Origin of the sequence: Vibrio quintilis, assembly GCF_024529975.1 — a bacterium.
Lineage (GTDB): Bacteria > Pseudomonadota > Gammaproteobacteria > Enterobacterales > Vibrionaceae > Vibrio > Vibrio quintilis.
Genome location: NZ_AP024897.1, coordinates 1,016,670 through 1,041,074 on the forward strand (window position 1 = coordinate 1,016,670; position 24,405 = coordinate 1,041,074).

Here is a 24,405-nt window from a genome sequence, read left to right on the forward strand (position 1 = left end):
ACTAATGAAATTAATTGATTTTTCAGATGATGATGAACTTTATTTGTTTGAGAGAGTAGTCAAAAATTTACAGTCATTTTATGGACACTCTGAAAGTGATGCAATTCGAATGGTCAATGAATATTACCATAAATTTACTAATGCTGAGTTTTGTCATAGATATAATATTCCAGTTCAAACCGTTGACTTTTTTTTTCATATTGAGGAATCAGGAATGGCAGATCGAGTTCACTATTATCAAGCATTAGATCATGAACCAAATGAAGCTCAATTTATTGAGTGGGAAAGAAAAATACGTTTATAGATTATTTTGTAGATAGAGAAGTTAAAAGTGGCTGTTTTAGTTGAAGCAATATCTGTAGTGATTAGATGTGAAGCCATCGTGAATAAGTTTTCTGGGGGAGTAAAGGCATTTATGGCTTCTCTCCCAAATAAAACACTATGTTCGGATGGTGAAATTGCATGTATTAATTTTATGACACCATTTGACGTGCAAAAATACGTTGAATTTTTGATGAGACAAAATTTAATTTATAAAGATGATAACGAGAATCTGATTGATATTGTTGTAGTCGATCAGCGCCAAGGAATGACGAGAGATTGTGATTGGGCAGGATTTGGTTCTATGGATTGGAATAATAATCCTGAACAGCCCGTATCTGTCTGTTATTTTATATCAACAAAAGATGAGCGGCTCGTTGTTCCTGAAGGATGGGATTATGACAATTCATTGACTGCTAATCATAAGTTCATAGGTGATGATGTCATACCTGAAAATTTTACTTTTTTGCGTAGGGAAGGCCATATCGATGTATTCTGGGATAAAGATACAGAGCAAGAGTTCTATATACGTAGAGTATGACTTTCAATAGATGAAAACCACCATAGGTAGAATCAAGTAAATCATCTTATTCGTGAATATATAAAAATAAATATCGTAGAATATCTTATAAGTACTCGGTATTCGCAGGGGTATTGTTTTGGATGAGATAATCGTGTTGAAAGATAAAAACAAAACTGAATATCTTGAAAGTTCGGGGTGGCTACTTGAGCGACAAGTCAGGCTTCCTAACTATATTGATCCTGTGTATACACCAGAAATTGTTGTATCCATTATCCAAAATCTGCATGGTTTGACTTTAAGACAAAAGAGTGAAAGTGGCAATGAGCGTTATTTCTGGGTTGATGATGCTTACATCGATGATTTTGAAGAGGATATGCAGGAAGAACTAGAAAGTACTGTTCTTGAGAATTTAAAGTTTTATCCTTTAGGTCATTCAATTGAACTTCCGGGTCTGTTTGTGTTGGACGAATATGGCCGTTTTTATTTATCAGGTTCCGGAATGATTTATTATGGTGATACTTTGGAAGAATTTTTAGATGTGGTTATATTCAAGTGCAGAAGTGGTTTGGAAGTTCAAGACAATGGTCAAACTTTCTTTTGTTATAATAATCAATATACCGGCTATGATTTCGACCCGGAGAGAGGATGGTTAGGTGATCCTTATTATTTGAGTCTTGAATATGTTAAAACTTTAAATAAGTGATTTTTTATTGTAAATATCAGGCCAATTTGGTTTACGCATTCGAATTCCTCAAAAAAACAGCCGGGCTGATTCAATCATCCCGGCTGTTTTTACTCACACCAGCGCCGCTTTTAACTGCGCCAGTTGCTAAATCAGGTAGAACAGAAATAATAGTTCACAGGTTTTTTAGGCCAGATGAATAATACAGAGAATACTATGTACATTGAAGATAAATTCGGATTCAATTTTGAGTTTAAACTTATAACCCAACCAGATGAGTCTGATTCAGATTTTTACTGTTTCCCCGGTTGTATGCGTGGCGGCTGGGTTGACGGTATAGCTATTGACTTTGACCAATTTGGATGGTGTGGATCCTTTGCTAGAGGGAAAGTGTCAAAGAATGGTATTAATGGAATCTATTCTTTTCCCGGAAAAGATAAAGTGTTGATTGTCTCGAAAGGAAAGGGATATTTAGTCTCTCCTGAAAAACCTGAATCAACTATTGAGTTAAAAATGCAACCAATTATGGGGGTTTACTGTAATACATTTCTTGAAATAATTATTGTGAACGATTTTACTCATTTTATAGCTTTCAATAAGGAAGTGCAGGTCTGGAAATCAAAAAGAATTTCATATGATGGAATAAGAGATATCGAAATGAGTGATGAATTTATCAATGGAGAAGCTTGGAGTTCTCCTGAAAATAAGTGGTTGCCTTTTAAGCTATCTCTTGATTCAGGAGTTTGTATTGGTGGTGCTTTTGATGATTGATAACGATATTTGTATTCGATGTTATGTTTAATCGTCAGAATTTAAATGATTTAGTGAATGATATTCTATATCAAATAGTGGATTGTGAAAATGACCCATTATGGATAGCTAAAGAATTCTTCAATTCAATAAATGGTCCATTTTTTGTCCGTGCCATTAGATATTTGGTTAATGGAATAAGCTATGGAGATGAATACTTCTCCTGTGACTTTCCTGATGAACTTGATGAAGATGAAGAATATTTTGATGGTGTAAAGTTTAGGTATCATGACGATGAACTGGTTATGTCTGTAAATGATTTCAAAGAATATCTGGTTATAGCATGTAAAAGATTTAAGGAACTACATCCAGATCAGTCATGTGAAATAGATAAAGTTCTTTCTGACTTGTAGTACCAGATATCTACGTTTTCAGGGAGATAAACAGCTGGGCTAATCCAATCATCCCGGCTGTTTTTAACTCAACCCAGCGCCGTTTTTAATTGCGCCAGTTGTTCGCGCAATGCCTGCTCCTGCGGGCTGTCCGGGATCAGCACAATGCAATCCCCGGCGACGGGCGTGCCGGTCTCTAACACGGCTTCGCGCAGCCACTTGCCCTTAAGAGTGGGTTCCACCCGACATCCGATCACCACAAACCGCTTCCACCAGCACCTTCAACTTCTCCACTTCCTCCGCCAGATAAGTCAGCTCTTCCACAGTAATTTCATAATGCTCAGAATAACGGGCATCGACATAAGCGCGTTTGAGGCGGTGGAAGCAGCGGCGGTGGAATTTATTTTCCTCCGGGAACAGCCGGGCAAAGCGGTCATCCTGCTGGGCGCAGAAGTGACGCAGTTTTTCGATATCGTGGGTTTTGGGCAGATAGTTGGTGCAAACTAACAGTGTGCAGGCGAAGAAATGCTCTGTGGTTTGATGCAGAAGAAATGCAGCTTGGTTTAACCATTTTCTGTTTAATGTGTCTTGAAAGGTGACAAGAAAACGCTGCCCACTTTCAAACCAGTAATTAAAGTGTTTCTGACTAATCTGGCGCATTTCTTCCGGAGTTAAGTTCCCCGGCATCGCCAGCTCTCGATTATCAATACTGTATAGTTCAATCCCTTCTTTGCGGATATCTGTAAAGAAATACTGACCCTGTGTGAGCCATTGGTTGACTTCGGTAAAGGTATGAACAATCACGCTGACCGGGATCTTCTCAATCCGGCGTTTAATGCGGTCATCCGCCAGTTTCCACAGCTTGAGATTTTCCACCAGTTCCATGCGGTTGACGATCACCAGAATATCGTAATCGCTGATATAGCCGTTAGCGGGGTCATACATCCATGTGGGTTTTCCTTCCGGCGACAGCGGGCGGGCATGGCTGCCGAACAGAATAATTTTCTGGATTTTAAAGCCGGACTGTTTGCCGCTTTTTCCCGCCACATAGTCATCCACGGTATCGCGCAGAATATCCGCAATGGCGTGAATGTCCTGTTGTTTATGTTCAGGAAGATGTTCGAGTGTCGTTTTCATGCCGGGTATCGTACTACGGGGTGATCGCCGGGTAAATGGTGGCTTTGTGGGTGGGGTTGTTTTTGCGGGGGATCACGGTTTTTGGTGAAAATAGTGTGTTTACAGAGTATTAGAAGCTTTGATGCTGGTTTCTTTTTCAGGAAGTTTCTGGCTTTGGTGGTGGTTTGGTTCGCTTGTAAGTTGATTTGATCCATGCGGCATTAGGTGATCGCGCCCCGGTTCCTCTTTGCTGGCTCAAAGAGGAACCAGAAAGAGCCTTTGGTGATTGTGGGCCGGAGCGGTTTTATTCGCCGTCTCTGGCTCACAAAACCTGAAAAATCCGTCCGGGATTCCCTGTGTGTCAACCTGCTATTGAACCACCCGCTTTTGAGATAACATACAAATCAGGGTGAAAAAGGAGTTCATGATGCCAAAGAACACAACGGTTGAGCCGCAGGTCAGTCCCTCTCCGGAGCTGGAAAAGAAAACCCGCCGTGTCTTTACGACCGAATACAAGCTGTCCATTATACAACAGGCCGATGCCTGTCAACATGGCGAGATTGGTGCCTTACTCCGGCGGGAAAAGCTTTACTCAAATCAGCTTTCACAATGGCGGAAAGAATTCGCTGAGAACGGCATCAAAGGGCTCGAAAAATCAGCCCCCGGTCCTGCGTCAGCAAAAACTCCCGAGCAAAAACGCATTGAGCACTTAGAGAAAGAGAACGCCCGTCTTCGTCATCAGATTGAGGTAAAAGACGGTTGTCTCTCGCTCCAAAAAAAAGCCTTGGCGTTGATAGAAGCGATGGAACAAGAGAACAAATCATGACGCTGGCGCAACATCCCTTACCTGCATTTGTCTCCCAAAGGCTCGCCTGCCAGGTGCTTAACGTCAACCGCAATACATTAAGACGTTATATCCGGGGTGTTCAGTTTTGTGGCCCTTTGCCCCGGATTCACCGCTCCCGGAAACACGCGCGCCAGCCCAGAGCATTAAGCGATACAGAAAGAGAAACAGTGAAATCGGTGATGCTCAGTGAAACTTATTGTAACCAACCGCCGGTGCAGATTTATTATGACCTGTTGCAGCAAGGGCAATATCTGTGCTCAGTCAGCACCATGCACCGGCTCTTACGTGAAGATAATCTTCATGGTGAACGCCGGGCACAGCGGCCAGCGCAGTCTCACATGGTTCCCCGTCTGGTGGCTCAACATCCCAATCAGGTCTGGACCTGGGATATCACCAAATTACCCACTCAAAAGCGGGGAGAATATTTATCACTTTATGTCGTGATGGATTTATTTAGCCGTTACATTGTTGCCTGGATGCTATCGCGCAAGGAAAACAGTGCGTTAGCATCCCAGCTAATGGAAGAAGCAATCACCCGTTATGACCTTGAATCAAGCGGTTTAACCCTTCATCAGGACAGAGGCGCGCCGATGACTGCCCATTGTTATCTGGATTTGCTGTCTGAGCTTGCAGTCACCGCCAGCCACAGTCGTCCGCGGGTCAGTAATGACAACCCATTTAGTGAATCACAATTTAAAACACTCAAATATCAACCAGATTATCCCCGTCGTTTTGAAGATTATGGGCATGCGAATCGTTGGTGTCAGGACTATGTAACATGGTACAACACCTGTCATTATCACAGCCAGTTAGGTGGCTTTACACCGGAGCATGTTTTTACAGGAAGATATACAGAGGAGGCAGTGACACGTCAGGCGGGTCTTGATGCCGCTTGTGCTGCACACCCGGAGCGTTTTGCTAAAGGTGCCCCCAAAGTCGCGATGCCAGCCAAAGAAGTGAGTATTAATCCGGTACCGGAAGATGCTGATAGTGAAGTGATAGAAAAAGGTGTGAACTTCCCAACCTTATCCAGCGTCACGAGAAATGCAATTTAATTATTTTCCGGGTGGTGCAAAACAGGTTGATATGTTCCGCTTGCGCCCCAGATACTCTTTCCCGGATGAAAGAGTATCCAGAAAATCCTTTTGGTGCTCGCTGGCCGGAGCGGTTTTATTCACCGTCCCTGGCTCACAAAACCTGAAAAATCCGTCCGGGATTTTCCTCCTGATTTGTATGGTTATTGAGTTGTTGTGCTAGTTTTTGACTATGTGGTTTTGAAGTAAGGGTTGTGGCATGTGTCAATTGTTTTTGCCCCTTTTCCTTTTACGAAATAATAAATTTAGGTATTTTTCTATACCTAACACCCAAATTCAGGTAATGATTTAATAGTATTGTCGAGTAAGCCTTATTAGTTAAGACATTGTCGGCATTTTGTGATGTATTATTAAACTGAATATTTATTTTTATATTTAAATCAATGTATTGATTATGATTGATAAAGTAGTATTGGCAATTAAATAGACAATATCATGTGGACATTGTCCACCTAAGAACTGTTATACCATTGTTACGCTGGTAAATTTGGGATTAATGATGATAAAAAATTTAATATTAGACACTAACATTCTTCATAAGGACTATGACTTTAGAAGTAAAGATTTAAGGAAAATCATCAAAATATGTAGTTTGTATAAAGTTAATGTTTGTATTCCCCAAATAGTTATTGATGAATGTTTAGGTCAATATAGAAAAGCATTTAAGACGGCTATTGGAAATCTAGAAACATCAAAGAGAGATATAACTCGACTCCTGAATGATCGATATATAAATAACTTTCCTTTTGATAAGCTGATCAAAGTGGTATCTACTCGAGAGGAATACTACTCGAAGGTATTGAGCGATTTTATCAATGATAAATCAATTGATGTTATTCCTTATTGCAAAATCTCCCATCAAGATGTGGTTAATAAAATGTACGATGCTAAATATCCATTTATTAACAAGGACATGGAAAGAGGCTATAAAGATTTTTTACTAACAATGTCAGTGTTAGAGCATGTCAATGGGAATGAGTCTGTTATATATACCAAAAACGTCAAAGACTATACGAATAAAATCAATAAAGACTCTATCAGCTCTATACATGCTGACTATGAGAGTGAAAATTGCTTTGTGTCTGAGAGTTTACCTTCGATAATACAAAAATTACATGAGGGTCATAGTTCATTCAAATCTCTTAAGATTGATAGCTCTGATCTAGATACGTTTTTTGATGAAATGGTTGTTAATATTATTGATGGGATTTTGTATAAAGATGAACTTTACGGTGAATTATGGTTTGAACCAGAGGTAAATAAAGGATCTATCTATAGTCAAATAGTAGATGAGCCTACCATTGAGCAAGATATAGATTGGCAGCAGTTTACTGTCTCTGGAAAAGTTAAAATTCAATTTACTTGTAAATTTTCGATGAGTAACCATGAGTTTGAGATGTTGAGTGAAGACTTCTACTTTTATGAATTTATTAGTAGTGCAGTCAAAAGTAAAGGGCATAAACTCGATGATGAATGGGAGTATATTTTTCATGATGTAAAATATATAAGTATCTTTGATTTTACGTATGATTTATTTGAATTTGAAAATAATCCATTGGAAAAATACGATGAATATGCTTTGACGATCTATCGGGTAAATTAGTGGTATAACAAACGACTAGGGCATCAATCGCTAATTTTTAGCAGTATTTGCATCCCACATGACGCCATCTCTCAACATTGAATTTAAGATGACAACCATCTTGCGAACACAGGCAATGATGGCGACTTTTTTAGGTTTTCCAGCTTTAACTAAATGACGGAAGGTGGCTTTAAATACAGGATTGCACTGCATGGCAGACATCATAGCCATATATAAGACCGTACGTACCTGAGCTCTCCCTCCTTGAATAACTCGCTTGCCTTTGTATCGACCACTTTCCCGAGTCATAGGAGCTACACCGATTAGAGATGCAGCTTGCTTATTGCTGATATAACCCAGCTCAGGGACATTACTAATGATGGATGCGGCAGCGATATTTCCGATACCCGGAACACTCTGAAGTATGGTGTTTTTTGCTTGATACTCAGGTGAATCTTTGAGGACTTTGGTAGTATTTGAATTCGGTTCTTTTCCATGGTCTGCATTGAAAGCAGTTGGTTGCGTCTAATCACTAAGTCACTTATTAAACGTATGTTTTCTGGCTTGATAATAGTAATGCTAGGTTTGATAGCTTCAGCATAGTGAGCAATAAGCTCTGCGTCCAAACGGTCATTTTTGGCTCTTCGACCAATCGCTCCAGCGAAGCGTTTGATGTGTATGGGATTGGCACGAACAATGGGTAGGCCAGTTTCAGCACAGGCCAATACAAAGGGCATTTCTAAGCGACCAGTCCCTGTGTGTCAACCTGCTATTGAACCACCCGCTTTTGAGATAACATACAAATCAGGGTGAAAAAGGAGTTCATGATGCCAAAGAACACAACGGTTGAGCCGCAGGTCAATCCCTCTCCGGAGCTGGAAAAGAAAACCCGCCGTATCTTTACGACCGAATACAAGCTTTCCATTATACAACAGGCCGATGCCTGTAAACATGGCGAGGTTGGTGCCTTACTCCGGCGGGAAAAGCTTTACTCAAATCAGCTTTCACAATGGCGGAAAGAATTCGCTGAGAACGGCATCAAAGGGCTCGAAAAATCAGCCCCCGGTCCTGCGTCAGCAAAAACTCCCGAGCAAAAACGCATTGAGCTCTTAGAGAAAGAGAACGCCCGTCTTCGTCATCAGATTGAGGTAAAAGACGGTTGTCTCTCGCTCCAAAAAAAAGCCTTGGCGTTGATAGAAGCGATGGAACAAGAGAACAAATCATGACGCTGGCGCAACATCCCTTACCTGCATTTGTCTCCCAAAGGCTCGCCTGCCAGGTGCTTAACGTCAACCGCAATACATTAAGACGTTATATCCGGGGTGTTCAGTTTTGTGGCCCTTTGCCCCGGATTCACCGCTCCCGGAAACACGCGCGCCAGCCCAGAGCATTAAGCGATACAGAAAGAGAAACAGTGAAATCGGTGATGCTCAGTGAAACTTATTGTAACCAACCGCCGGTGCAGATTTATTATGACCTGTTGCAGCAAGGGCAATATCTGTGCTCAGTCAGCACCATGCACCGGCTCTTACGTGAAGATAATCTTCATGGTGAACGCCGGGCACAGCGGCCAGCGCAGTCTCACATGGTTCCCCGTCTGGTGGCTCAACATCCCAATCAGGTCTGGACCTGGGATATCACCAAATTACCCACTCAAAAGCGGGGAGAATATTTATCACTTTATGTCGTGATGGATTTATTTAGCCGTTACATTGTTGCCTGGATGCTATCGCGCAAGGAAAACAGTGCGTTAGCATCCCAGCTAATGGAAGAAGCAATCACCCGTTATGACCTTGAATCAAGCGGTTTAACCCTTCATCAGGACAGAGGCGCGCCGATGACTGCCCATTGTTATCTGGATTTGCTGTCTGAGCTTGCAGTCACCGCCAGCCACAGTCGTCCGCGGGTCAGTAATGACAACCCATTTAGTGAATCACAATTTAAAACACTCAAATATCAACCAGATTATCCCCGTCGTTTTGAAGATTATGGGCATGCGAATCGTTGGTGTCAGGACTATGTAACATGGTACAACACCTGTCATTATCACAGCCAGTTAGGTGGCTTTACACCGGAGCATGTTTTTACAGGAAGATATACAGAGGAGGCAGTGACACGTCAGGCGGGTCTTGATGCCGCTTATGCTGCACACCCGGAGCGTTTTGCTAAAGGTGCCCCCAAAGTCGCGATGCCAGCCAAAGAAGTGAGTATTAATCCGGTACCGGAAGATGCTGATAGTGAAGTGATAGAAAAAGGTGTGAATTTCCCAACCTTATCCAGCGTCACGAGAAATGCAATTTAATTATTTTCCGGGTGGTGCAAAACAGGTTGACACGTTCCGCAGTCGCCTCGATAACAATGCGCTCAGGGGAATGCTTCTTAATGACTTGGAGTGCTTGTTTTATTCCTTGGGGCGTGTTTTCTACAGAGAAAAAGTGATCAATGGGCCGAATGTGGATATCTAATAGTGTTTTGCCTGTATCAACTCCGATATTGATGCTTTGCTTCATTTTGGTATCCATAATAAGCTAACTCATGCTTGCGTAATGCGGGTTCGAGACCCAGTCGAGTATTCGAGGTTTGTGCCTGGAGTCCCACGCAGCGTTCACGTTTGTTATCGGTCTCTCGATAGAGGAGCCAGCATTCAATCGAACTACTACATGGAAAGCTTTAGTTGCAGCTAAAGCCCGGGTCTCACATTACCCGAAACTTGTCGTTGAGATGGAGATATTGTCCATACAAGAAATTCAAGAGTGATTCACAACGCTTGGCGCTTTCACTTCAAGCAAGTTTAGTGTTTATGATAACAAAGAAAAATTCGTGCATGATTTTGTGTCTGCGTGGACAATAGTCATGGATGCAGACAGGTTTGAGCTTTGTTAATTTTCATCTGTATGGATTAAGCTAAAAATAAGTATCCAGATAATGCCAATTAAATTTATCATTGGCATTATCTGCTACTGAGGCATTAGTTGTTATCTTATTAATCTGCATTAGACAGGCAATTTGAATACGAGCCATCTCCGTACATTAAGTTCAATAGTGTGTCCAAGTCGCACGCTAAAGTTGAGTACTTGCAGTTATAATGTGTTACTAGAAAACAATTAATCTCCACAAATATTAGTTAGATCATAAGAATATTCAAAATTCTTCTCTTTCATGGTTATAGTTCCTTTCTTGTTAATTAAATCGACATGAAGAATTGCTTCGCTAATACAGTTTACCCAGTGAAGCGATAGTCTTCCATCCTCACCAGTTACTGTAAATTCACCATCGAAAGCAGATGAGCTATTACGTAATTTTATTAACTTAAACAAACTACGCACAACCGGGTTTCCTAATTGTCTTTCAATAATATTCTCTGACAAATATGGGCGGTTAATATCACGACCTACATTCGTTTTTTCAAGTAGTGATATGTCGTTGTGCATAGCGAATAATCCGCCATAATATACTTGTGGTACTCCAGGACTGAAGAATTGAATTGCTCTTGCGAAAAGATACTGTAAATCATCTCCAGCCAAAGCATCATAGAATGTACAGTTAACTTGGTATAAATCGACATTACTTGCTGCTGACCCAGTGGCCTTTCGACTTTGACCTTTACTATTACTATGAATAGTTTCGACGAGAAGATCTATCTCGTTTACATCAAGTAAACCTGATTTTTCACCTTGAGGACCAGCATCAATAATGCCAATACCATCATGTGTATCAAGCACAGTGAGACAGTTTCTTGGTGCAATTTTGAGCCATGAAACCAAAGCATCAACATTTTTGTTAAATAGAGAATGCAAGATTAATGGTGGTAAAGCAAAGTCGTAGACTCGGTTCACTTTTTGGGCAACATCAATTTGTGTTTTGTAATGGCTATGGATTTCAGCAACTGTTTCCATTCCCAATTCATTGGCTCTTTTTGACAATGCATCGATGAAAGCAAAGGCTTCATCAGTCATAAAACAACTCGTTCCCGCTCGCTTGATGGCATATCCAGCAGCATCCAGTCGAATGATTTTTACGCCATTATCAGCAAATAACTGTAAAACTCTTTCTAAATATTCTCGACCAGCTTCAGATTCAACATTTATATCAATCTGATTATCTGTAAAGGTTGTCCAAAAATTTATTTCTTCACCTGTACTTAATTGCTTTGAAGTAAAACAACTACCAGGTCTTGGGCGATATATCTGCTGGGCTTGTTCATCAGATATGCCATCAGGAAATACATCCGTCTCTTTTAAAAACATAGACCAATATACAGAATCGCGACCTTTAGATAACACATCTTCAAATTCTGATGATTGTGCCGATACATGATTCACAATCAGATCAGCCATGATCTCCGTTTCTTGCCCAAGTGCTTTTAAATTATCCCATGAGCCAAGTCTTGGATCAACCTGAGCATGATTAATTGGATCAAAACCAGCGTCACTACCATCAATTGGATAATAAAAAGGTAAAATATGTACTCCTGAAAATAAACCTGAGATTTTATTTTTTAGCAACTCATTCAAGTTGTTGATATTATTTCCTGTTAGCCTGTCAGTATAGGCAATTAGTTGCACTTTATTTTCCATGAATACCATCGATATATGATTAATAATATTATTGAGATGAAAGCTAATTGTGCTTTCTCTAGCACAATTAAACTCTCATCTCGATTTAACTAAATAATTCGGCTATTGCGTTAAAGTATTGATATGTTAATTTGATATAAGCAGTTCAATAGATTGAATCTATATAATACAGCCAAAAAACTTTAAACATGAAAATCAACTTAAGTAAATTAAGAATAAATTTAATTTAAAGTTACCCAATAATCTTTATTTGCTTCAATCAGATCATCAAGAATGGCTTTAGCTACTGCTGCACTCGGGATGGTTGCAGATAGAGTCAGCGCCTGCCACAGTTTCAAATATGAACCTTCGATATGAGCCTCAACTACTAATTTTTCGACAGATACCTGTTGATTCATCATCCCTTTTTGAAACTCAGGAATGTTGCCAATTTGCATAGGTTTGGCACCTGAGTTGTCAACAATACAGGGAATCTCAACCGTCGCAGTTGGATCGAAATTACCAATTGAGCCATTATTAGGTACAATCAATAACATGCGTTCCTTTGTATTGAAAGCAATAGCTGTCGCCAGATCAACAATATATGAAGCATGTTCCTCAACCTGAATACTTGTATCTTTGGCGGTACCATTTGCAATAATACGACGACATTCCGTAAAGACTTTTTTCTCTCGTCCAGCCATCACTTCATTTGCCCGTGTGAAATCTTTATTTGAATGTTCAACCACATAATCTGGATACAAATAATATTTTAGGTAAGTGTTTGGCATTGTTTGCGGATCTAACGCATACACATCTCGAACTTTAATAAATGTATCCTTCCAAGAGTCATCCGCATGTTGAACACCGTTCATACCACTCGGTGTTAAATAACCATTTTCTTTGACATGCTTTCTGATCCGAGGCATGAGGTTCTCACCTGTGCTGGTATCTTTAATTTCAGTCCACCAACCAAAATGATTCAGACCGTAGTACATAACGTCAAATTGTTTACGACTTTTATAACCGAGTATTTCAGCAAAGCGGTTTTCGATATCAATCGGCATATCACAGATATTCAACACTTGTGCTTTTGGTCGTAATACACGACAGGCTTCAGCAACGATTGCAGCTGGATTTGAATAATTCAGCATCCATGCCTTTGGTGAATATTTTTCCATATAATCAATAAGCTCGATTACTGCTGGAATAGAACGTAAACCATAAGCAATACCGCCAGCCCCGCAAGTTTCCTGACCAACACAACCATGTTTCAGTGGGATTTTTTCATCAAGTTCACGCATGGCATATAGTCCAGGGCGAATATGTGCCATACAGAAGTCGATGTCACTGAATGCGTCTACTGGATCTGTTGTGTAGGAAAACTCAATTTGAGGCGCTCTTTCTTGCAACAAAATTTTACAGGCTTCTGCTACCGTTTCCTGACGTTCAGCAAAGTTGTCATACAATTTTAATTTACGAATTGGAAGGCGCTCTTGATTTTCAAGGAGCATCATCACGATCCCAGGTGTAAATGTTGACCCACCGCCCGCAATCACTATTGAAAATTTTTTCATATATAACCTCATTTTAATTAAGGCTGTGGCTCCACAGCCTTCGTAGTTAATTCAATTAGTAAGATTCTTTCGTCATCTTCATTCAGTGCTAATCACGATTGAGTTTATTCCGTTGCACAGAGTAGTTTTTCGCACTCTTCCCTCAGTTGAGAAACATTCAGACCTATGATGACTTGAATTGCTTTGCCGTTTTTGACTAGGTTCATGGCCCCAGTCCCCATAAAATACTCAGGCGACTCAACCTTACTTGGGTCTTTTACTGTCACTCTCAATCGGGTAAGACAGTTATTCAGGTCTTCGATATTTTCGATTCCACCCAGACCAGCTAGCGTATCAGCAGCCTGAATTTGAAGAAGATTTTTATCGCTGTTATTAGCTTTACCTGTAATACCGTGTTTTTCGTTGAAATCTTGTTTGTAACGAAGCTTTAACTCCGAATCACCACGTCCCGGAGTAGGAACATTAAATTTGACGATCAAATATTTGAACGCTGTGTAATAGATAACCGTGAAACACAGACCAATTGAAATTTGTGTAACAATCATACTTGTATGATTGCCAAGAAGCGGGATCCAATTGCTTGTAACAAATTCAATCAACCCACCGCCATAGTTACCGACAACACCAAAAGTAAACATCAACATAGCCATTGTTGCAGCAAGCAATGCATGAATTGCAAACAACCAAGGTGCAATGAATAAAAACGTAAACTCAAGAGGCTCTGTTACGCCCACCATAACTGCGGTAAGCGTCACGGGGATCAGTAATGCTGCAACTTGTTTACGTTTCTCTGGGTCAGCAGTGTGATACATGGCAAAAGCAATACCGGTACAACCAAAAATTTTAGAGTTACCGTGTAAAGCAAATCCGCCTGCGGGGAAAAGCTCTTTCATTGATAAACTTGAATGAGTGAAGTTTTCCAAATGAGTCAACCAATCAACGGCAATACCGTTTGGTGTCACCACATTGCCGAATACGAACGGCGAATAGATAAAATGATGAAGACCTGTTGGGATTAGGATCCGTTCCAAAAAGGTATATAGCCATACACCAAAAGAGCCAGATCCCACCATAAAGCCTTGCAGATTAATAATATTATGTTGAATTGGCGGCCAAACTGTAAGTGTCAGCCAAGCCGCAGGTAACATGACAAAGAATGAAACCATTGCAACAAAGGAAGCCCCCTGAAAAATACCCAGGTAAGGAGGGAGCTGTTTCTCAAATGTTCGGTTATGAATCCATGTGATTAATCCAGCAATTGCAATTGCTCCGAATATTCCTGTATCTAAAGTTTTAATACCTGCAATTTCGGTTAAACCCGAAGTGCCTCCAATTGCTTGACTAAAATCGACACCGAAATGGCTTCCCCATAAAGTCGCCATTGCGCCAATGAAGTAGTTGAAAGTCAGGTAAGACACCATCACAACCAAGACAGCTTTCGCATGAGCTGTTTTTGCCAAACCAATCGGTAAACCAACCGCAAACAATAACGCCATATTACGGAAGATAGTCCAGCCACCTTCCTCAATAACTTGTAAAACTTGATAGTATATTCCGTTTTTATCAGCGAGATCTCCGACAAAAACAGGATTTTTGAGAACAATAGTTAATCCGACTAGAATCCCAACAAATGGGAACAGTAAGACCGGAGTAAACATTGCTCCACCTAAGCGTTGTATTGCACTTATCATGGATTGATCCTTTGTTATTCAATGAATGGACAGTGGGTTGATGAAAGTCATCTTACCGACAACAAAAAATATGACAAATACATGATATATTTAATGCGATATGGATCATATTCATAATCAATATCTATAAATAAGTACATGACAGGATGTATTGATAACAACATCGTGTTATACACATACAAATCAATACTACGTTGATAAATAGAGCATTGATTGATAATACTCAGATGTGTTAGCGTCATCAGTCAAAGGTATGTTGAGTGGATAAATATGTTATATAAAAAAGTGATGCAGGATCTAAAAGCGCGCATCTACTCAGATGAGTTTCGAATTGGCGATACATTACCCACCGAAAAAGAGCTGATTCAACAGTATGGCGTTAGTCGCATTACGATTCGTAAAGCAATCGATGAGCTTGTTAAATTAAAATTAGTTGAAAAACGTCAAGGAGCAGGTTCAAGTGTTATAGGTAAGACAATGATTTCTTCAGTGGAAGCTTTACGGAGTACCAGTGAATGTCTGTCTTCAACAGGTGCACAACTTGAATACAGGATCATCGAGTTTCAGTTATTATTACCCGATGAAAAAATATCCAAAATTTTGAACATAGACACTTCAGAACAAGTTTATTTTATTCGCCGTTACATGCTTATAGATGGAGTTCCGTCTATTTATGAAGATACTTACATGCCCATGACTATGTTCCCCAAAATTAACATTTTGTCATTGCAAGGTTCTAAATATCATTACCTAGAAACTGAATTAGGACTGGAAATAGATGGTGCACAGCAGAGTTTTGAAGCCATTCTTCCAGAACAAGATATTTGTGATATTTTGAAAGTCGCACCTGATAAACCGCTTATCCGTGTACTTTCCATTGGAAAGCTAAAAGACGGCCGCACATTTGAATATACGGCAGTAACATCTAAGCAAGATATTCATTCTTATGATCGCTATCTGAAAAGACATCACTAACATAATTGTAGTCAGCAATTTAGTCCGGCTTTTACAATTGTGATTTGGGTTACATGTTGACAAAAAAGCATCAGAATATGACTGATCTGAACCATCAAACTGATATTTGATTTAACAATTTTGCCATACATTTTCTCATTAGTTAGTACTAAGTTAGGCTAGATACTTGAACTGTAAGCGCTTAATACTCCACAGACTTCAATTGTGAAACAGAACTCCGCATCATGTCTGCCGACATGATTGATGGAGACTAAACACTATGGCTTCCCTTAACCCCCATATCTGGCTGAAACATATTGAATCCTGGAAACAATCCGGCATGACGCAGGCACAATACTGCCGGGAACACCATCTCAGCGCTAAAGCTTTTTATTACTGGAAAACCAAAGCACAACGCCACGAAAAAGCACCGGAGCAAAACACCCCAACAGTCACGGCGGGTTTTGCCGTCGCCCGGATTGAGCAGACAATGCCAACAACCGGGCTGTCGCTTTCTCTGCCGGGCGGGGTGACCATTCATGACATTCAATCTTCCAATCTCTCTACCGTTATCCAGTTACTGGAGGCACTGCAATGAGCAATATGACACTGCGTCCTGACCCGGCACTGGTGCAGGTCTTCCTTTATCGTGAGCCGGTGGATTTCCGTAAATCGTACCGCGGTCTCAGTGCATTGGTTGAGCTGGAGCTCGGGCATAACCCGTTCAGTGGTCATCTGTATGTCTTCACCAACCGCCAACACAATAAAATCAAGTGTCTGTTGTGGGAAGATAACGGATTTGTCCTTTACTATAAAGCGCTCGCCGAAGAGAAATTCCGCTGGCCGAAACCAGAAGAAGAGGTTGTCACACTCACCGGACAGCAAATCAACTGGCTGCTGGATGGCTATGATATCTCGTTGATGAAAGGCCATAAAAAATTGCATTACGAGGCGCTCTTTTAGCGACATTGATGTTTAATTCTGATATAATGAATACCTGTTAAAACAATAGCTTAAGGTATTTTTAATCGTGACTTCTTCTGCTGACAACCGGTCTGAAATTGAGTGGCTTCGTGCACAGTTAGCCGAAAAAGAAGCACAACTTCAGTCTCAGTCAGAACATATCGCCATCCTTGAAGAAGTCGTCCGGCTGCTGAAAATCAAACGCTTTACACCTTCGAGCGAGAAAACCAACCCGTCTCAGTACCTGTTGTTCGATGAAGCCGAGCTGGTCACTGACCCTGAGCTGGATGCGCACGAAAAACAAGACCCGAAGAAAAATACCTCCCCAAAACCCCGCGGCCGCAAACCACTGTCAGCTGATTTACCCCGCGAGCAAATCTTCCTGTACCTGACTGACGAAGAAAAAATGGGCGCCAAAAGCACCTTCTTCGCCAAAGTGAAAGAAGAGCTGGACATCGTGCCAGCCAAAGTTCGTGTACTGGAATATATGCAGGAAAAAGCGGTGTTCTCAACCGGTGAAGGGCAGCACATCATCACGGCCGCACACCCCAAACATCCGCTGCCGGGGTCACTGGGCAGTGTGGGGCTGATTGCCCATGTGCTCACAGCCAAATATGTCGATGGTCTGCCCCTTTACCGGATTGAAAAGATGCTCAGCCGTTATGGCGGGGATATCTCCAGAGCCACGCTGGCAAATTATGTGATGAAATCCGCGCAGGTGCTTCAACCACTGGTAAACCTGCTGCGGGATTATCAGAATGCCGGGCATCTTATCAATATGGATGAAACCCCGGTTCAGGTACTGAAAGAGCCGGGTAAGGCAGCAACCTCTGATAAATATATGTGGGTGTCACTGGGTGGTCCGCCGGATAAACGCAGTGTGCTGTTCCATTATGCGCCTTCCCGTGGCGGAAACGTTCCGGTTGAATTACTTGAAGGATTTAAAGGCTACCTGCACACCGATGGTTATGCGGGGTACCATGCTGCCTGTGAGAAATACGGGCTGACCGCTGTCGGCTGTATGGACCATGCCCGGCGTAAATTTACCGAAGCTCAGGCAGCGCAGCCGAAGGGAAAGAAAGCGAAGGTCAGTCAGGCGGACAGGGCGCTCAGCTATATCAACAAGCTCTATCATATTGAAAGACAAATCAGTGACCTGAAAGAAAAGACAGAGTATACGCCGGCGCAGGTGGTCGCTTACCGTCAGCAACACAGCGTACCGGTACTGGAAAAACTCAAAGCCTTCCTTGAAAAATATACCGGAAAAATGCCGAAAGACAGCCTGACCGGAAAAGCTATCAACTATATGCTCAATCAGTGGCCGAAGCTTGTGGTTTACTGCACTGACGGAACGTTGCGAATCAGCAATATCTTAGCGGAAAATGCCATCCGCCCGTTCGTGATTGGACGTAAAGCCTGGTTGTTCGCCGACAGCTCACAGGGCGCGAAGGCCAGTGCGGTCTGCTACAGCCTGGTGGAAACGGCAAAGTTGAATGGTCTGGAGCCATATGATTATCTTCATACTGTCCTGAGCAAACTGCCCTATGCGGAAACTGTTGAACAGGTTGAATCTCTTCTTCCGTGGAATATCGCCAGAGGTTAAATCCCCGGGTTGTTGGGTTCAATGGTGTCGAGTATTGAGCGCTTACCTTGAACTTGGTTCTGTCCATTTCTAAGTTACACCTGTCCCGCACTCACCGACCGCCTGGGATGAAATTTCCGATCTGTTCAAGCTGCTGGCGAACCCGACGCAGCTTTTTGAAACCCTGTCCAAATATCTGGACCCGGCCAGGATTGCTGCAATTCTCGAAGACAGTAAGAAAAAAGCGGCGGAGATGCTGAACCTGCTCAAAGATGAAGCGCGCTGTTTTCTGCTGGTCAAAGCGGCTTACTGCTGGCTGCGGATGCTCAGCCCGGTGCAGATCATGAATATTGTGTCGGTGTGTCTGGCTTCCTTATTGGTGGAAGTGATTCTGACGTTAATTATCCCCGGCGGTAAAGTGATGACCAAAATCATTGAAGAAATCCGCGATGTAGCCGGCGTTGCCGCAGGAGTTGCATAATGACCCTGATATGGTAAAAGGTCCGCTATACAAGCGGGTAGGAAGGAGTGGTTCACTTCGGAACATGTCAACCTGTTTTGCACCACCCGGAAAATAATTAAATTGCATTTCTCGTGACGCTGGATAAGGTTGGGAAGTTCACACCTTTTTCTATCACTTCACTATCAGCATCTTCCGGTACCGGATTAATACTCACTTCTTTGGCTGGCATCGCGACTTTGGGGGCACCTTTAGCAAAACGCTCCGGGTGTGCAGCACAAGCGGCATCAAGACCCGCCTGACGTGTCACTGCCTCCTCTGTATATCTTCCTGTAAAAACATGCTCCGGTGTAAAGCCACCTAACTGGCTGTGATAATGACAGGTGTTGTACCATGTTACATAGTCCTGACACCAACGATTCGCATGCCCATAATCTTCAAAACGACGGGGATAATCTGGTTGATATTTGAGTGTTTTAAATTGTGATTCACTAAATGGGTTGTCATTACTGACCCGCGGACGACTGTGGCTGGCGGTGACTGCAAGCTCAGACAGCAAATCCAGATAACAATGGGCAGTCATCGGCGCGCCTCTGTCCTGATGAAGGGTTAAACCGCTTGATTCAAGGTCATAACGGGTGATTGCTTCTTCCATTAGCTGGGATGCTAACGCACTGTTTTCCTTGCGCGATAGCATCCAGGCAACAATGTAACGGCTAAATAAATCCATCACGACATAAAGTGATAAATATTCTCCCCGCTTTTGAGTGGGTAATTTGGTGATATCCCAGGTCCAGACCTGATTGGGATGTTGAGCCACCAGACGGGGAACCATGTGAGACTGCGATGGCCGCTGTGCCCGGCGTTCACCATGAAGATTATCTTCACGTAAGAGCCGGTGCATGGTGCTGACTGAGCACAGATATTGCCCTTGCTGCAACAGGTCATAATAAATCTGCACCGGCGGTTGGTTACAATAAGTTTCACTGAGCATCACCGATTTCACTGTTTCTCTTTCTGTATCGCTTAATGCTCTGGGCTGGCGCGCGTGTTTCCGGGAGCGGTGAATCCGGGGCCAAGGGCCACAAAACTGAACACCCCGGATATAACGTCTTAATGTATTGCGGTTGACGTTAAGCACCTGGCAGGCGAGCCTTTGGGAGACAAATGCAGGTAAGGGATGTTGTGCCAGCGTCATGATTTATTCTCTTGTTCCATCGCTTCTATCAACGCCAAGGCTTTTTTTTGGAGCGAGAGACAACCGTCTTTTACCTCAATCTGATGACGAAGACGGGCGTTCTCTTTCTCTAAGAGCTCAATGCGTTTTTGCTCGGGAGTTTTTGCTGACGCAGGACCGGGGGCTGATTTTTCGAGCCCTTTGATGCCGTTCTCAGCGAATTCTTTCCGCCATTGTGAAAGCTGATTTGAATAAAGCTTTTCCCGCCGGAGTAAGGCACCAATCTCGCCATGTTGACAGGCATCGGCCTGTTGTATAATGGAAAGCTTGTATTCGGTCGTAAAGACACGGCGGGTTTTCTTTTCCAGCTCCGGAGAGGGATTGACCTGCGGCTCAACAGTTGTGTTCTTTGGCATCATGAACTCCTTTTTCACCCTGATTTGTATGTTATCTCAAAAGCGGGTGGTTCAATAGCAGGTTGACACACAGGGGCTTTTTCTTCCCATGCTCTCTGTATTCAATACTGTATTTTTAAACAGACTGTATTGATGTACAGTTTATCCTTCTCTAAAATAACCCGCTGTACAAACGGATGATTACCGGACAACAGGAGCTGTCACAAGTCAATGAAAAGTAAATTTCTGAACGGTCAACACCTCTCTCTTGAACAACAAATTGATCTTCTTTCTGAGTTTGTTCTGTCTATCGATGAAATATCTCCCATCTTGCAGGCGATTCATCGTGTGCCTGATGCATGGGTAGGTGCCGGGGTGATTTTCCAAAACGTCTGGAATGTGATGCATGATTTTGAAATCAACTCATTTATTAAAGATATTGATATTTTTTACTGGGATCCTGATGACTTAAGCTGGGAGAGCGAAGATCGGTATATTTGCCGGTTAAAGGAAGAACTTGCCAATATAAACATCCCCATCGATGTAAAAAATATTGCGAGAATACATCTCTGGTATGAGCAACGGTTCGGCATTTCGATAGCACCTTATGGCAGTGTTCATGAATCAATTTCTACCTGGCCCGTGATTGGTGCCTGTATGGCGATGAGACAAAGAGGTGACAAGATCGAATTTATTGCACCTTACGGATTTCATGACATGTTTGCCCTGCGGTTAAGGCCAAATAAAACAATCATCAGCCGTGATATTTACGAAGAGAAAGTAAACCGGTGGACAACGCAATGGCCATTATTGGTCGCTGAAACCTGGTAAGGCTGCCTTTTCGTGTGATTCAGGCCGCCCGTGGCTGAACCCTGCATCTTCAGGTTGCTTGGGTATAGTCACAGTATCATCTGGCGGCCTGAATGATACCGGTGAAAACCCGTTGATGAAAACCAATGTAAACAAAGTATGAAATGATACGTTTGGAGTTTGTTTGATGCACAAGAATCGATTGATGAAGCGTTGTGGTGAATAACTTATTTCATATGCATTATTTATATTCAGGTCATTTGAGTAAATAAAAGCTTTCTATTTTCGATATTCAATGTATAGTGGCGACTGCTCCAGAAATTAGAGCTATTAGTGAAACATTTTGGTTAAGTCTCTTCTCAGTTTTTTTCGAATCTTTTCGTTACACCCTGCGATAACTTCTTCTCTGTATTCTTTAAAGTAGCTTTTTTCTCCGGTTTTTTTCTAATTATTATCGAGGTATTTATGTCTAATAAGACAACAGGTTCAGTGAAGTGGTTTAACGAAACAAAAGGTTTTGGTTTTATTACACCTGACAATGGTAGTGCTGATGTATTCGTTCACTTTAATGCGATCGCTGCAGACGGCTTTAAAACTTTAACTGAAGGTCAGGCTGTCAGCTTTAATGTTGAACAGGGGGCAAAAGGCCCACAAGCTGTGAACGTTATCCCAGCCTGATTTTTCTTTGAGAAGAGTACCGTTCCCATCTGTTGGTGCTATCGGGGCTCTTCTCAAAATCATCAATGACAGAGAAAGCAATGCAACGAAAAACAAGTCGACAAATATATTGGTATCATATCAAACGAGATCAAAAATCAGTTCGGGAACAAGCTCCGGTTGTTCAGGATTAATTTTTATACATCAACACCATAACCATTGGTTTCACCTCTTCATCAATTGAACATTGATATCCTCAAACGACACATCCTTCCTCAGGTTTCTACGTTATACAGAGAGTTAAAAGTCTCTTTTTGCGAGATAACCGGTACAGGTGAAATACTCAATACCCGTGTAATAGCATTGGTAAATTTTCCATTGAATAATTATCGAGCAAATTTATGAAGAAGAAAACTAAGCCTAAGATGTCTGACGCCCAAAAAATGACTTCTGATAATGAAGACAGACCGCCAAGTCCACATCAAATCAGAAAAAAAATCGAAGAAATTTTATTGCAACGTGCACAGGATAAATTTTTCGATCTTTAACAAACATCAGACAAGTTTAATGATTGACAATCCGTTTCGTGATGGTGCAACAATCTATAAAATTGAGCCCATTCGAAACCTTCCCGGGTGACGTGAATAATATGCTGGTGATTGTTGCAGAATTCATATGATCGATGCTGTGATTGTCATACTTCAAATTCATCTGAACGGATAGCATCTGCTTCCAGTTGTCTGCAATAGTCCTGCTCTAAAGTGTACAAATAATCAATATCCTGCAACTGACTCAGCCTGACCGGACGGATGGTGCATAACACTCTGTGGCCTCCATTATTTATATGACTCAGATAGAAACGCTTCGGACTTTTACGGATACCAAAGCATGAGGCGTTGACTGAGTATGCCAGTGAGATGTAGGGCTCGAAGTCAAGTTCATAAAAGGTCATCGCATTGAATTGATGTTCATCGATATAGATACTCTGAAGATAAAAAGCTTCTGTTTTATCGTGGTCAACATCTTGATAGCTTTGAAATAGTTGCTTTAGGTCTTGTGTTGATTTCAAAATAATGTGTGTCAAGATTACTTTCCTGTTGTGCTACATGTTGGCCATAGTTTACAGAAAGATCATATGGCTATAGAGATTGAAGAACAGCTGAAAAAATTATCAGCAGGTATAACTCAGGCAATTGTGTTTTCTCTGATGATGAAATCTCAGAACAAGACTTTTTCGGTACAACGAATACATGTCTTATCCTTTTGGCTGAAAAGCTCATCTCTGCGTCAAGTGAATTTGAAAGGTGGGTACATTCCTGCATTCTCTTCCCTTGAACCGTACCTTTCGGCTGCAACCTGAATCATGCATCTTCAGATTACCTGGGGATATCGTTGAACATTCAAATCTGGGCCGCTGGCTAAAAACCTCAACCTGGTAAAATGACATATAACCGGTTATCGACATTTAACAACTGGTTCTTACCTATGTCGATTCGGGGCGTGCGCCAGTGACAGTGACCGAAAATCACCAGACTCTGCCCCTTCATTTCAAATATTTCTCTGATCATCGAATCGCCCACCTGCTGATTTTGCGGGTCATCCGGTCCCTGATGAAGTAACAGAATATCCGGTTTTTTGGCGATGACTTTGTTGAGTGATGACTGAAAGTCAATATCCGTTTTGCGCTGGTTTTTGTCCGGACGACCGATAATGCCGCAGATGCCGCCAGTCTGAATCCCACGGATGCTTTTCGTGTTGCCATCCAGTACAGTGACATTTGGGGCCAGTTGAGATGCATCGACGATATCATGGTTGCCATGCACACCGATCACATGCTGACTGATACTGGCGAATGCATTCCATACCTGCGTGACATCACCGGTTCCGCCGAGTTTACGACAATCAGGATAGTCATAAAAATCACCAGCCATCAATAAAGTATCGATGGTTGGGATTTCTTTTTGCTCCTGAAGCAGAACTAATTCTTCAGCGACGGCTTCACCCACCAAACGGGCTGAGCGATGATGAATTTCTCTGCCTTGTAAATCTGAAGTGGCAACGATTGATGAAATATCCTTTGGCAGGCCTTCTGCATAAGCCCGGAAAAATGGTAACAGAACCTTTCTGATATTTCCTTTTGGCCCGGAGCTCTGATATCTCAGTATATGGAAAGGCTTTTCTTCAGTTTTTATAATTCTTATCACAATGAATTCTCCTGACCGGTAAATTTCCGCTTAAACGACGACCGGCATGTTCAGAAAATATGCATCGGCTGG

General features: G+C 42.0%; 27 protein-coding genes and 2 pseudogenes. 18 read left to right on the forward strand and 11 right to left on the reverse strand.

Going from position 1 to position 24,405, the window contains the following annotated elements:
* The first annotated feature begins 4 nt into the window (after positions 1-4).
* The 5 genes from OC443_RS04905 to cdiI all read left to right on the forward strand — a co-directional run bounded on the left by OC443_RS04905 (position 5) and on the right by cdiI (position 2,689).
* Complete coding sequence (locus OC443_RS04905; protein WP_073585516.1) at positions 5-304, forward strand: hypothetical protein; 300 nt, start codon at positions 5-7, stop codon at positions 302-304.
* A gap of 27 nt (positions 305-331) precedes the next feature.
* Positions 332-862, forward strand: a complete 531-nt coding sequence (locus OC443_RS04910; RefSeq protein WP_073585515.1) for a hypothetical protein — start codon at positions 332-334, stop codon at positions 860-862.
* A gap of 133 nt (positions 863-995) precedes the next feature.
* Positions 996-1,547, forward strand: coding sequence for an SUKH-3 domain-containing protein (locus OC443_RS04915; protein WP_159440361.1), 552 nt, complete (start codon positions 996-998; stop codon positions 1,545-1,547).
* 174 nt (positions 1,548-1,721) lie between these two features.
* Positions 1,722-2,297, forward strand: coding sequence for a hypothetical protein (locus OC443_RS04920; protein ID WP_073585513.1), 576 nt, complete (start codon positions 1,722-1,724; stop codon positions 2,295-2,297).
* 53 nt (positions 2,298-2,350) lie between these two features.
* On the forward strand, positions 2,351-2,689 hold the full coding sequence (cdiI, locus tag OC443_RS04925; RefSeq protein ID WP_234976441.1) for a ribonuclease toxin immunity protein CdiI: 339 nt from the start codon (positions 2,351-2,353) through the stop codon (positions 2,687-2,689).
* Positions 2,690-2,757: 68 nt separating this feature from the next.
* Here the strand turns inward: cdiI and OC443_RS04930 are convergent, their stop codons facing one another.
* Positions 2,758-2,910: a SymE family type I addiction module toxin gene (locus tag OC443_RS04930; protein ID WP_159440360.1), complete on the reverse strand. Its 153-nt coding sequence runs from the start codon at positions 2,908-2,910 to the stop codon at positions 2,758-2,760.
* Entirely contained in the window at positions 2,894-3,805 is a 912-nt protein-coding gene (locus OC443_RS04935) for a HEPN domain-containing protein (protein WP_073585511.1), read from the reverse strand. Before OC443_RS04935 ends, OC443_RS04930 begins: the two co-directional genes overlap by 17 nt.
* A gap of 403 nt (positions 3,806-4,208) precedes the next feature.
* Between OC443_RS04935 and OC443_RS04940 the strand changes: the two genes are divergently transcribed.
* From OC443_RS04940 to OC443_RS04950, 3 genes are all read left to right on the forward strand, one after another.
* Complete coding sequence (locus OC443_RS04940; protein WP_143169327.1) at positions 4,209-4,610, forward strand: transposase; 402 nt, start codon at positions 4,209-4,211, stop codon at positions 4,608-4,610.
* A complete protein-coding gene (locus OC443_RS04945) occupies positions 4,607-5,686 on the forward strand; it encodes an IS3 family transposase (RefSeq protein ID WP_262021642.1) in 1,080 nt (359 codons plus the stop codon). Before OC443_RS04940 ends, OC443_RS04945 begins: the two co-directional genes overlap by 4 nt.
* Before the next feature lie 535 nt (positions 5,687-6,221).
* Positions 6,222-7,328 carry a PIN domain-containing protein gene (locus OC443_RS04950; RefSeq protein ID WP_073586679.1) on the forward strand — a complete coding sequence of 369 codons (1,107 nt, stop codon included), beginning with the start codon at positions 6,222-6,224 and terminating at the stop codon, positions 7,326-7,328.
* A 30-nt stretch (positions 7,329-7,358) separates the two neighbouring features.
* Here OC443_RS04950 and OC443_RS04955 read toward each other — a convergent pair.
* Positions 7,359-8,059, reverse strand: a pseudogene (locus OC443_RS04955) (IS110 family transposase); the annotation flags it as partial.
* 72 nt (positions 8,060-8,131) lie between these two features.
* On the opposite strand from OC443_RS04955, the gene OC443_RS04960 reads away from it, so the two are divergent.
* Positions 8,132-8,533, forward strand: a complete 402-nt coding sequence (locus tag OC443_RS04960; RefSeq protein ID WP_143169414.1) for a transposase — start codon at positions 8,132-8,134, stop codon at positions 8,531-8,533.
* The gene (locus OC443_RS04965) at positions 8,530-9,609 is read left to right on the forward strand and encodes an IS3 family transposase (protein ID WP_262021643.1); all 1,080 of its coding nucleotides are present in this window, start codon (positions 8,530-8,532) and stop codon (positions 9,607-9,609) included. Before OC443_RS04960 ends, OC443_RS04965 begins: the two co-directional genes overlap by 4 nt.
* Before the next feature lie 40 nt (positions 9,610-9,649).
* On the opposite strand, the pseudogene OC443_RS04970 reads toward OC443_RS04965, so the two are convergent.
* From OC443_RS04970 to OC443_RS04985, 4 genes and pseudogenes are all read right to left on the reverse strand, one after another.
* A pseudogene (locus tag OC443_RS04970) lies at positions 9,650-9,829 on the reverse strand (IS110 family transposase); the annotation flags it as partial.
* 582 nt (positions 9,830-10,411) lie between these two features.
* On the reverse strand, positions 10,412-11,884 hold the full coding sequence (gtfA, locus tag OC443_RS04975) for a sucrose phosphorylase (RefSeq protein WP_073586459.1): 1,473 nt from the start codon (positions 11,882-11,884) through the stop codon (positions 10,412-10,414).
* A 221-nt stretch (positions 11,885-12,105) separates the two neighbouring features.
* Positions 12,106-13,440, reverse strand: a complete 1,335-nt coding sequence (locus tag OC443_RS04980) for a 6-phospho-alpha-glucosidase (protein WP_073586460.1) — start codon at positions 13,438-13,440, stop codon at positions 12,106-12,108.
* A gap of 104 nt (positions 13,441-13,544) precedes the next feature.
* A complete protein-coding gene (locus OC443_RS04985) occupies positions 13,545-15,131 on the reverse strand; it encodes an alpha-glucoside-specific PTS transporter subunit IIBC (RefSeq protein WP_073586461.1) in 1,587 nt (528 codons plus the stop codon).
* Between the two features lie 270 nt (positions 15,132-15,401).
* Between OC443_RS04985 and OC443_RS04990 the strand changes: the two genes are divergently transcribed.
* The 5 genes from OC443_RS04990 to OC443_RS05010 all read left to right on the forward strand — a co-directional run bounded on the left by OC443_RS04990 (position 15,402) and on the right by OC443_RS05010 (position 19,111).
* Positions 15,402-16,106, forward strand: a complete 705-nt coding sequence (locus OC443_RS04990) for a GntR family transcriptional regulator (RefSeq protein WP_073586462.1) — start codon at positions 15,402-15,404, stop codon at positions 16,104-16,106.
* 259 nt (positions 16,107-16,365) lie between these two features.
* Positions 16,366-16,683: an IS66 family insertion sequence element accessory protein TnpA gene (tnpA, locus tag OC443_RS04995; RefSeq protein WP_073585475.1), complete on the forward strand. Its 318-nt coding sequence runs from the start codon at positions 16,366-16,368 to the stop codon at positions 16,681-16,683.
* A complete protein-coding gene (tnpB, locus tag OC443_RS05000; RefSeq protein ID WP_083601724.1) occupies positions 16,680-17,048 on the forward strand; it encodes an IS66 family insertion sequence element accessory protein TnpB in 369 nt (122 codons plus the stop codon). Before tnpA ends, tnpB begins: the two co-directional genes overlap by 4 nt.
* A gap of 67 nt (positions 17,049-17,115) precedes the next feature.
* A complete protein-coding gene (gene tnpC / locus OC443_RS05005) occupies positions 17,116-18,651 on the forward strand; it encodes an IS66 family transposase (RefSeq protein WP_073585476.1) in 1,536 nt (511 codons plus the stop codon).
* A 232-nt stretch (positions 18,652-18,883) separates the two neighbouring features.
* A complete protein-coding gene (locus OC443_RS05010; protein WP_073586751.1) occupies positions 18,884-19,111 on the forward strand; it encodes a hypothetical protein in 228 nt (75 codons plus the stop codon).
* A 97-nt stretch (positions 19,112-19,208) separates the two neighbouring features.
* On the opposite strand, the gene OC443_RS05015 is transcribed toward OC443_RS05010, so the two are convergent.
* Together OC443_RS05015 and OC443_RS05020 are read right to left on the reverse strand one after the other, a co-directional pair.
* Positions 19,209-20,288 carry an IS3 family transposase gene (locus OC443_RS05015; protein ID WP_262021644.1) on the reverse strand — a complete coding sequence of 360 codons (1,080 nt, stop codon included), beginning with the start codon at positions 20,286-20,288 and terminating at the stop codon, positions 19,209-19,211.
* Entirely contained in the window at positions 20,285-20,686 is a 402-nt protein-coding gene (locus OC443_RS05020) for a transposase (protein WP_143169455.1), read from the reverse strand. The genes OC443_RS05015 and OC443_RS05020 overlap by 4 nt, the downstream gene beginning before the upstream one ends.
* Positions 20,687-20,893: 207 nt before the next feature.
* Between OC443_RS05020 and OC443_RS05025 the strand changes: the two genes are divergently transcribed.
* The 3 genes from OC443_RS05025 (at position 20,894) to OC443_RS05035 (ending at position 22,677) form a co-directional block, all read left to right on the forward strand.
* A complete protein-coding gene (locus OC443_RS05025) occupies positions 20,894-21,493 on the forward strand; it encodes a nucleotidyltransferase family protein (RefSeq protein WP_083601805.1) in 600 nt (199 codons plus the stop codon).
* 444 nt (positions 21,494-21,937) lie between these two features.
* On the forward strand, positions 21,938-22,150 hold the full coding sequence (gene cspE, locus OC443_RS05030; RefSeq protein ID WP_073586429.1) for a transcription antiterminator/RNA stability regulator CspE: 213 nt from the start codon (positions 21,938-21,940) through the stop codon (positions 22,148-22,150).
* Between the two features lie 380 nt (positions 22,151-22,530).
* Positions 22,531-22,677, forward strand: coding sequence for a hypothetical protein (locus OC443_RS05035; protein WP_262021645.1), 147 nt, complete (start codon positions 22,531-22,533; stop codon positions 22,675-22,677).
* 146 nt (positions 22,678-22,823) lie between these two features.
* On the opposite strand, the gene OC443_RS05040 is transcribed toward OC443_RS05035, so the two are convergent.
* Complete coding sequence (locus OC443_RS05040) at positions 22,824-23,213, reverse strand: hypothetical protein (RefSeq protein ID WP_073586430.1); 390 nt, start codon at positions 23,211-23,213, stop codon at positions 22,824-22,826.
* Between the two features lie 343 nt (positions 23,214-23,556).
* Positions 23,557-24,333, reverse strand: coding sequence for a metallophosphoesterase family protein (locus OC443_RS05045; protein ID WP_073586432.1), 777 nt, complete (start codon positions 24,331-24,333; stop codon positions 23,557-23,559).
* Between the last annotated feature and the right edge of the window lie 72 nt (positions 24,334-24,405).

Coding starts and splice junctions, on each gene's coding strand:
- OC443_RS04965 (WP_262021643.1), top strand. CDS start 8,530: ATGACGCTGGCGCAACATCCCTTACCTGCATTTGTCTCCCAAAGGCTC.
- OC443_RS04960 (WP_143169414.1), top strand. CDS start 8,132: ATGATGCCAAAGAACACAACGGTTGAGCCGCAGGTCAATCCCTCTCCG.
- OC443_RS04985 (WP_073586461.1), bottom strand. CDS start 15,131: ATGATAAGTGCAATACAACGCTTAGGTGGAGCAATGTTTACTCCGGTC.
- OC443_RS04905 (WP_073585516.1), top strand. CDS start 5: ATGAAATTAATTGATTTTTCAGATGATGATGAACTTTATTTGTTTGAG.
- OC443_RS04950 (WP_073586679.1), top strand. CDS start 6,222: ATGATGATAAAAAATTTAATATTAGACACTAACATTCTTCATAAGGAC.
- cspE (WP_073586429.1), top strand. CDS start 21,938: ATGTCTAATAAGACAACAGGTTCAGTGAAGTGGTTTAACGAAACAAAA.
- tnpA (WP_073585475.1), top strand. CDS start 16,366: ATGGCTTCCCTTAACCCCCATATCTGGCTGAAACATATTGAATCCTGG.
- gtfA (WP_073586459.1), bottom strand. CDS start 11,884: ATGGAAAATAAAGTGCAACTAATTGCCTATACTGACAGGCTAACAGGA.
- OC443_RS04920 (WP_073585513.1), top strand. CDS start 1,722: ATGAATAATACAGAGAATACTATGTACATTGAAGATAAATTCGGATTC.
- OC443_RS04940 (WP_143169327.1), top strand. CDS start 4,209: ATGATGCCAAAGAACACAACGGTTGAGCCGCAGGTCAGTCCCTCTCCG.
- OC443_RS05010 (WP_073586751.1), top strand. CDS start 18,884: ATGCTGAACCTGCTCAAAGATGAAGCGCGCTGTTTTCTGCTGGTCAAA.
- OC443_RS04990 (WP_073586462.1), top strand. CDS start 15,402: ATGTTATATAAAAAAGTGATGCAGGATCTAAAAGCGCGCATCTACTCA.
- OC443_RS05020 (WP_143169455.1), bottom strand. CDS start 20,686: ATGATGCCAAAGAACACAACTGTTGAGCCGCAGGTCAATCCCTCTCCG.
- OC443_RS05015 (WP_262021644.1), bottom strand. CDS start 20,288: ATGACGCTGGCACAACATCCCTTACCTGCATTTGTCTCCCAAAGGCTC.
- tnpB (WP_083601724.1), top strand. CDS start 16,680: ATGAGCAATATGACACTGCGTCCTGACCCGGCACTGGTGCAGGTCTTC.
- OC443_RS04980 (WP_073586460.1), bottom strand. CDS start 13,440: ATGAAAAAATTTTCAATAGTGATTGCGGGCGGTGGGTCAACATTTACA.
- OC443_RS05035 (WP_262021645.1), top strand. CDS start 22,531: ATGAAGAAGAAAACTAAGCCTAAGATGTCTGACGCCCAAAAAATGACT.
- OC443_RS04945 (WP_262021642.1), top strand. CDS start 4,607: ATGACGCTGGCGCAACATCCCTTACCTGCATTTGTCTCCCAAAGGCTC.
- OC443_RS05025 (WP_083601805.1), top strand. CDS start 20,894: ATGAAAAGTAAATTTCTGAACGGTCAACACCTCTCTCTTGAACAACAA.
- OC443_RS04935 (WP_073585511.1), bottom strand. CDS start 3,805: ATGAAAACGACACTCGAACATCTTCCTGAACATAAACAACAGGACATT.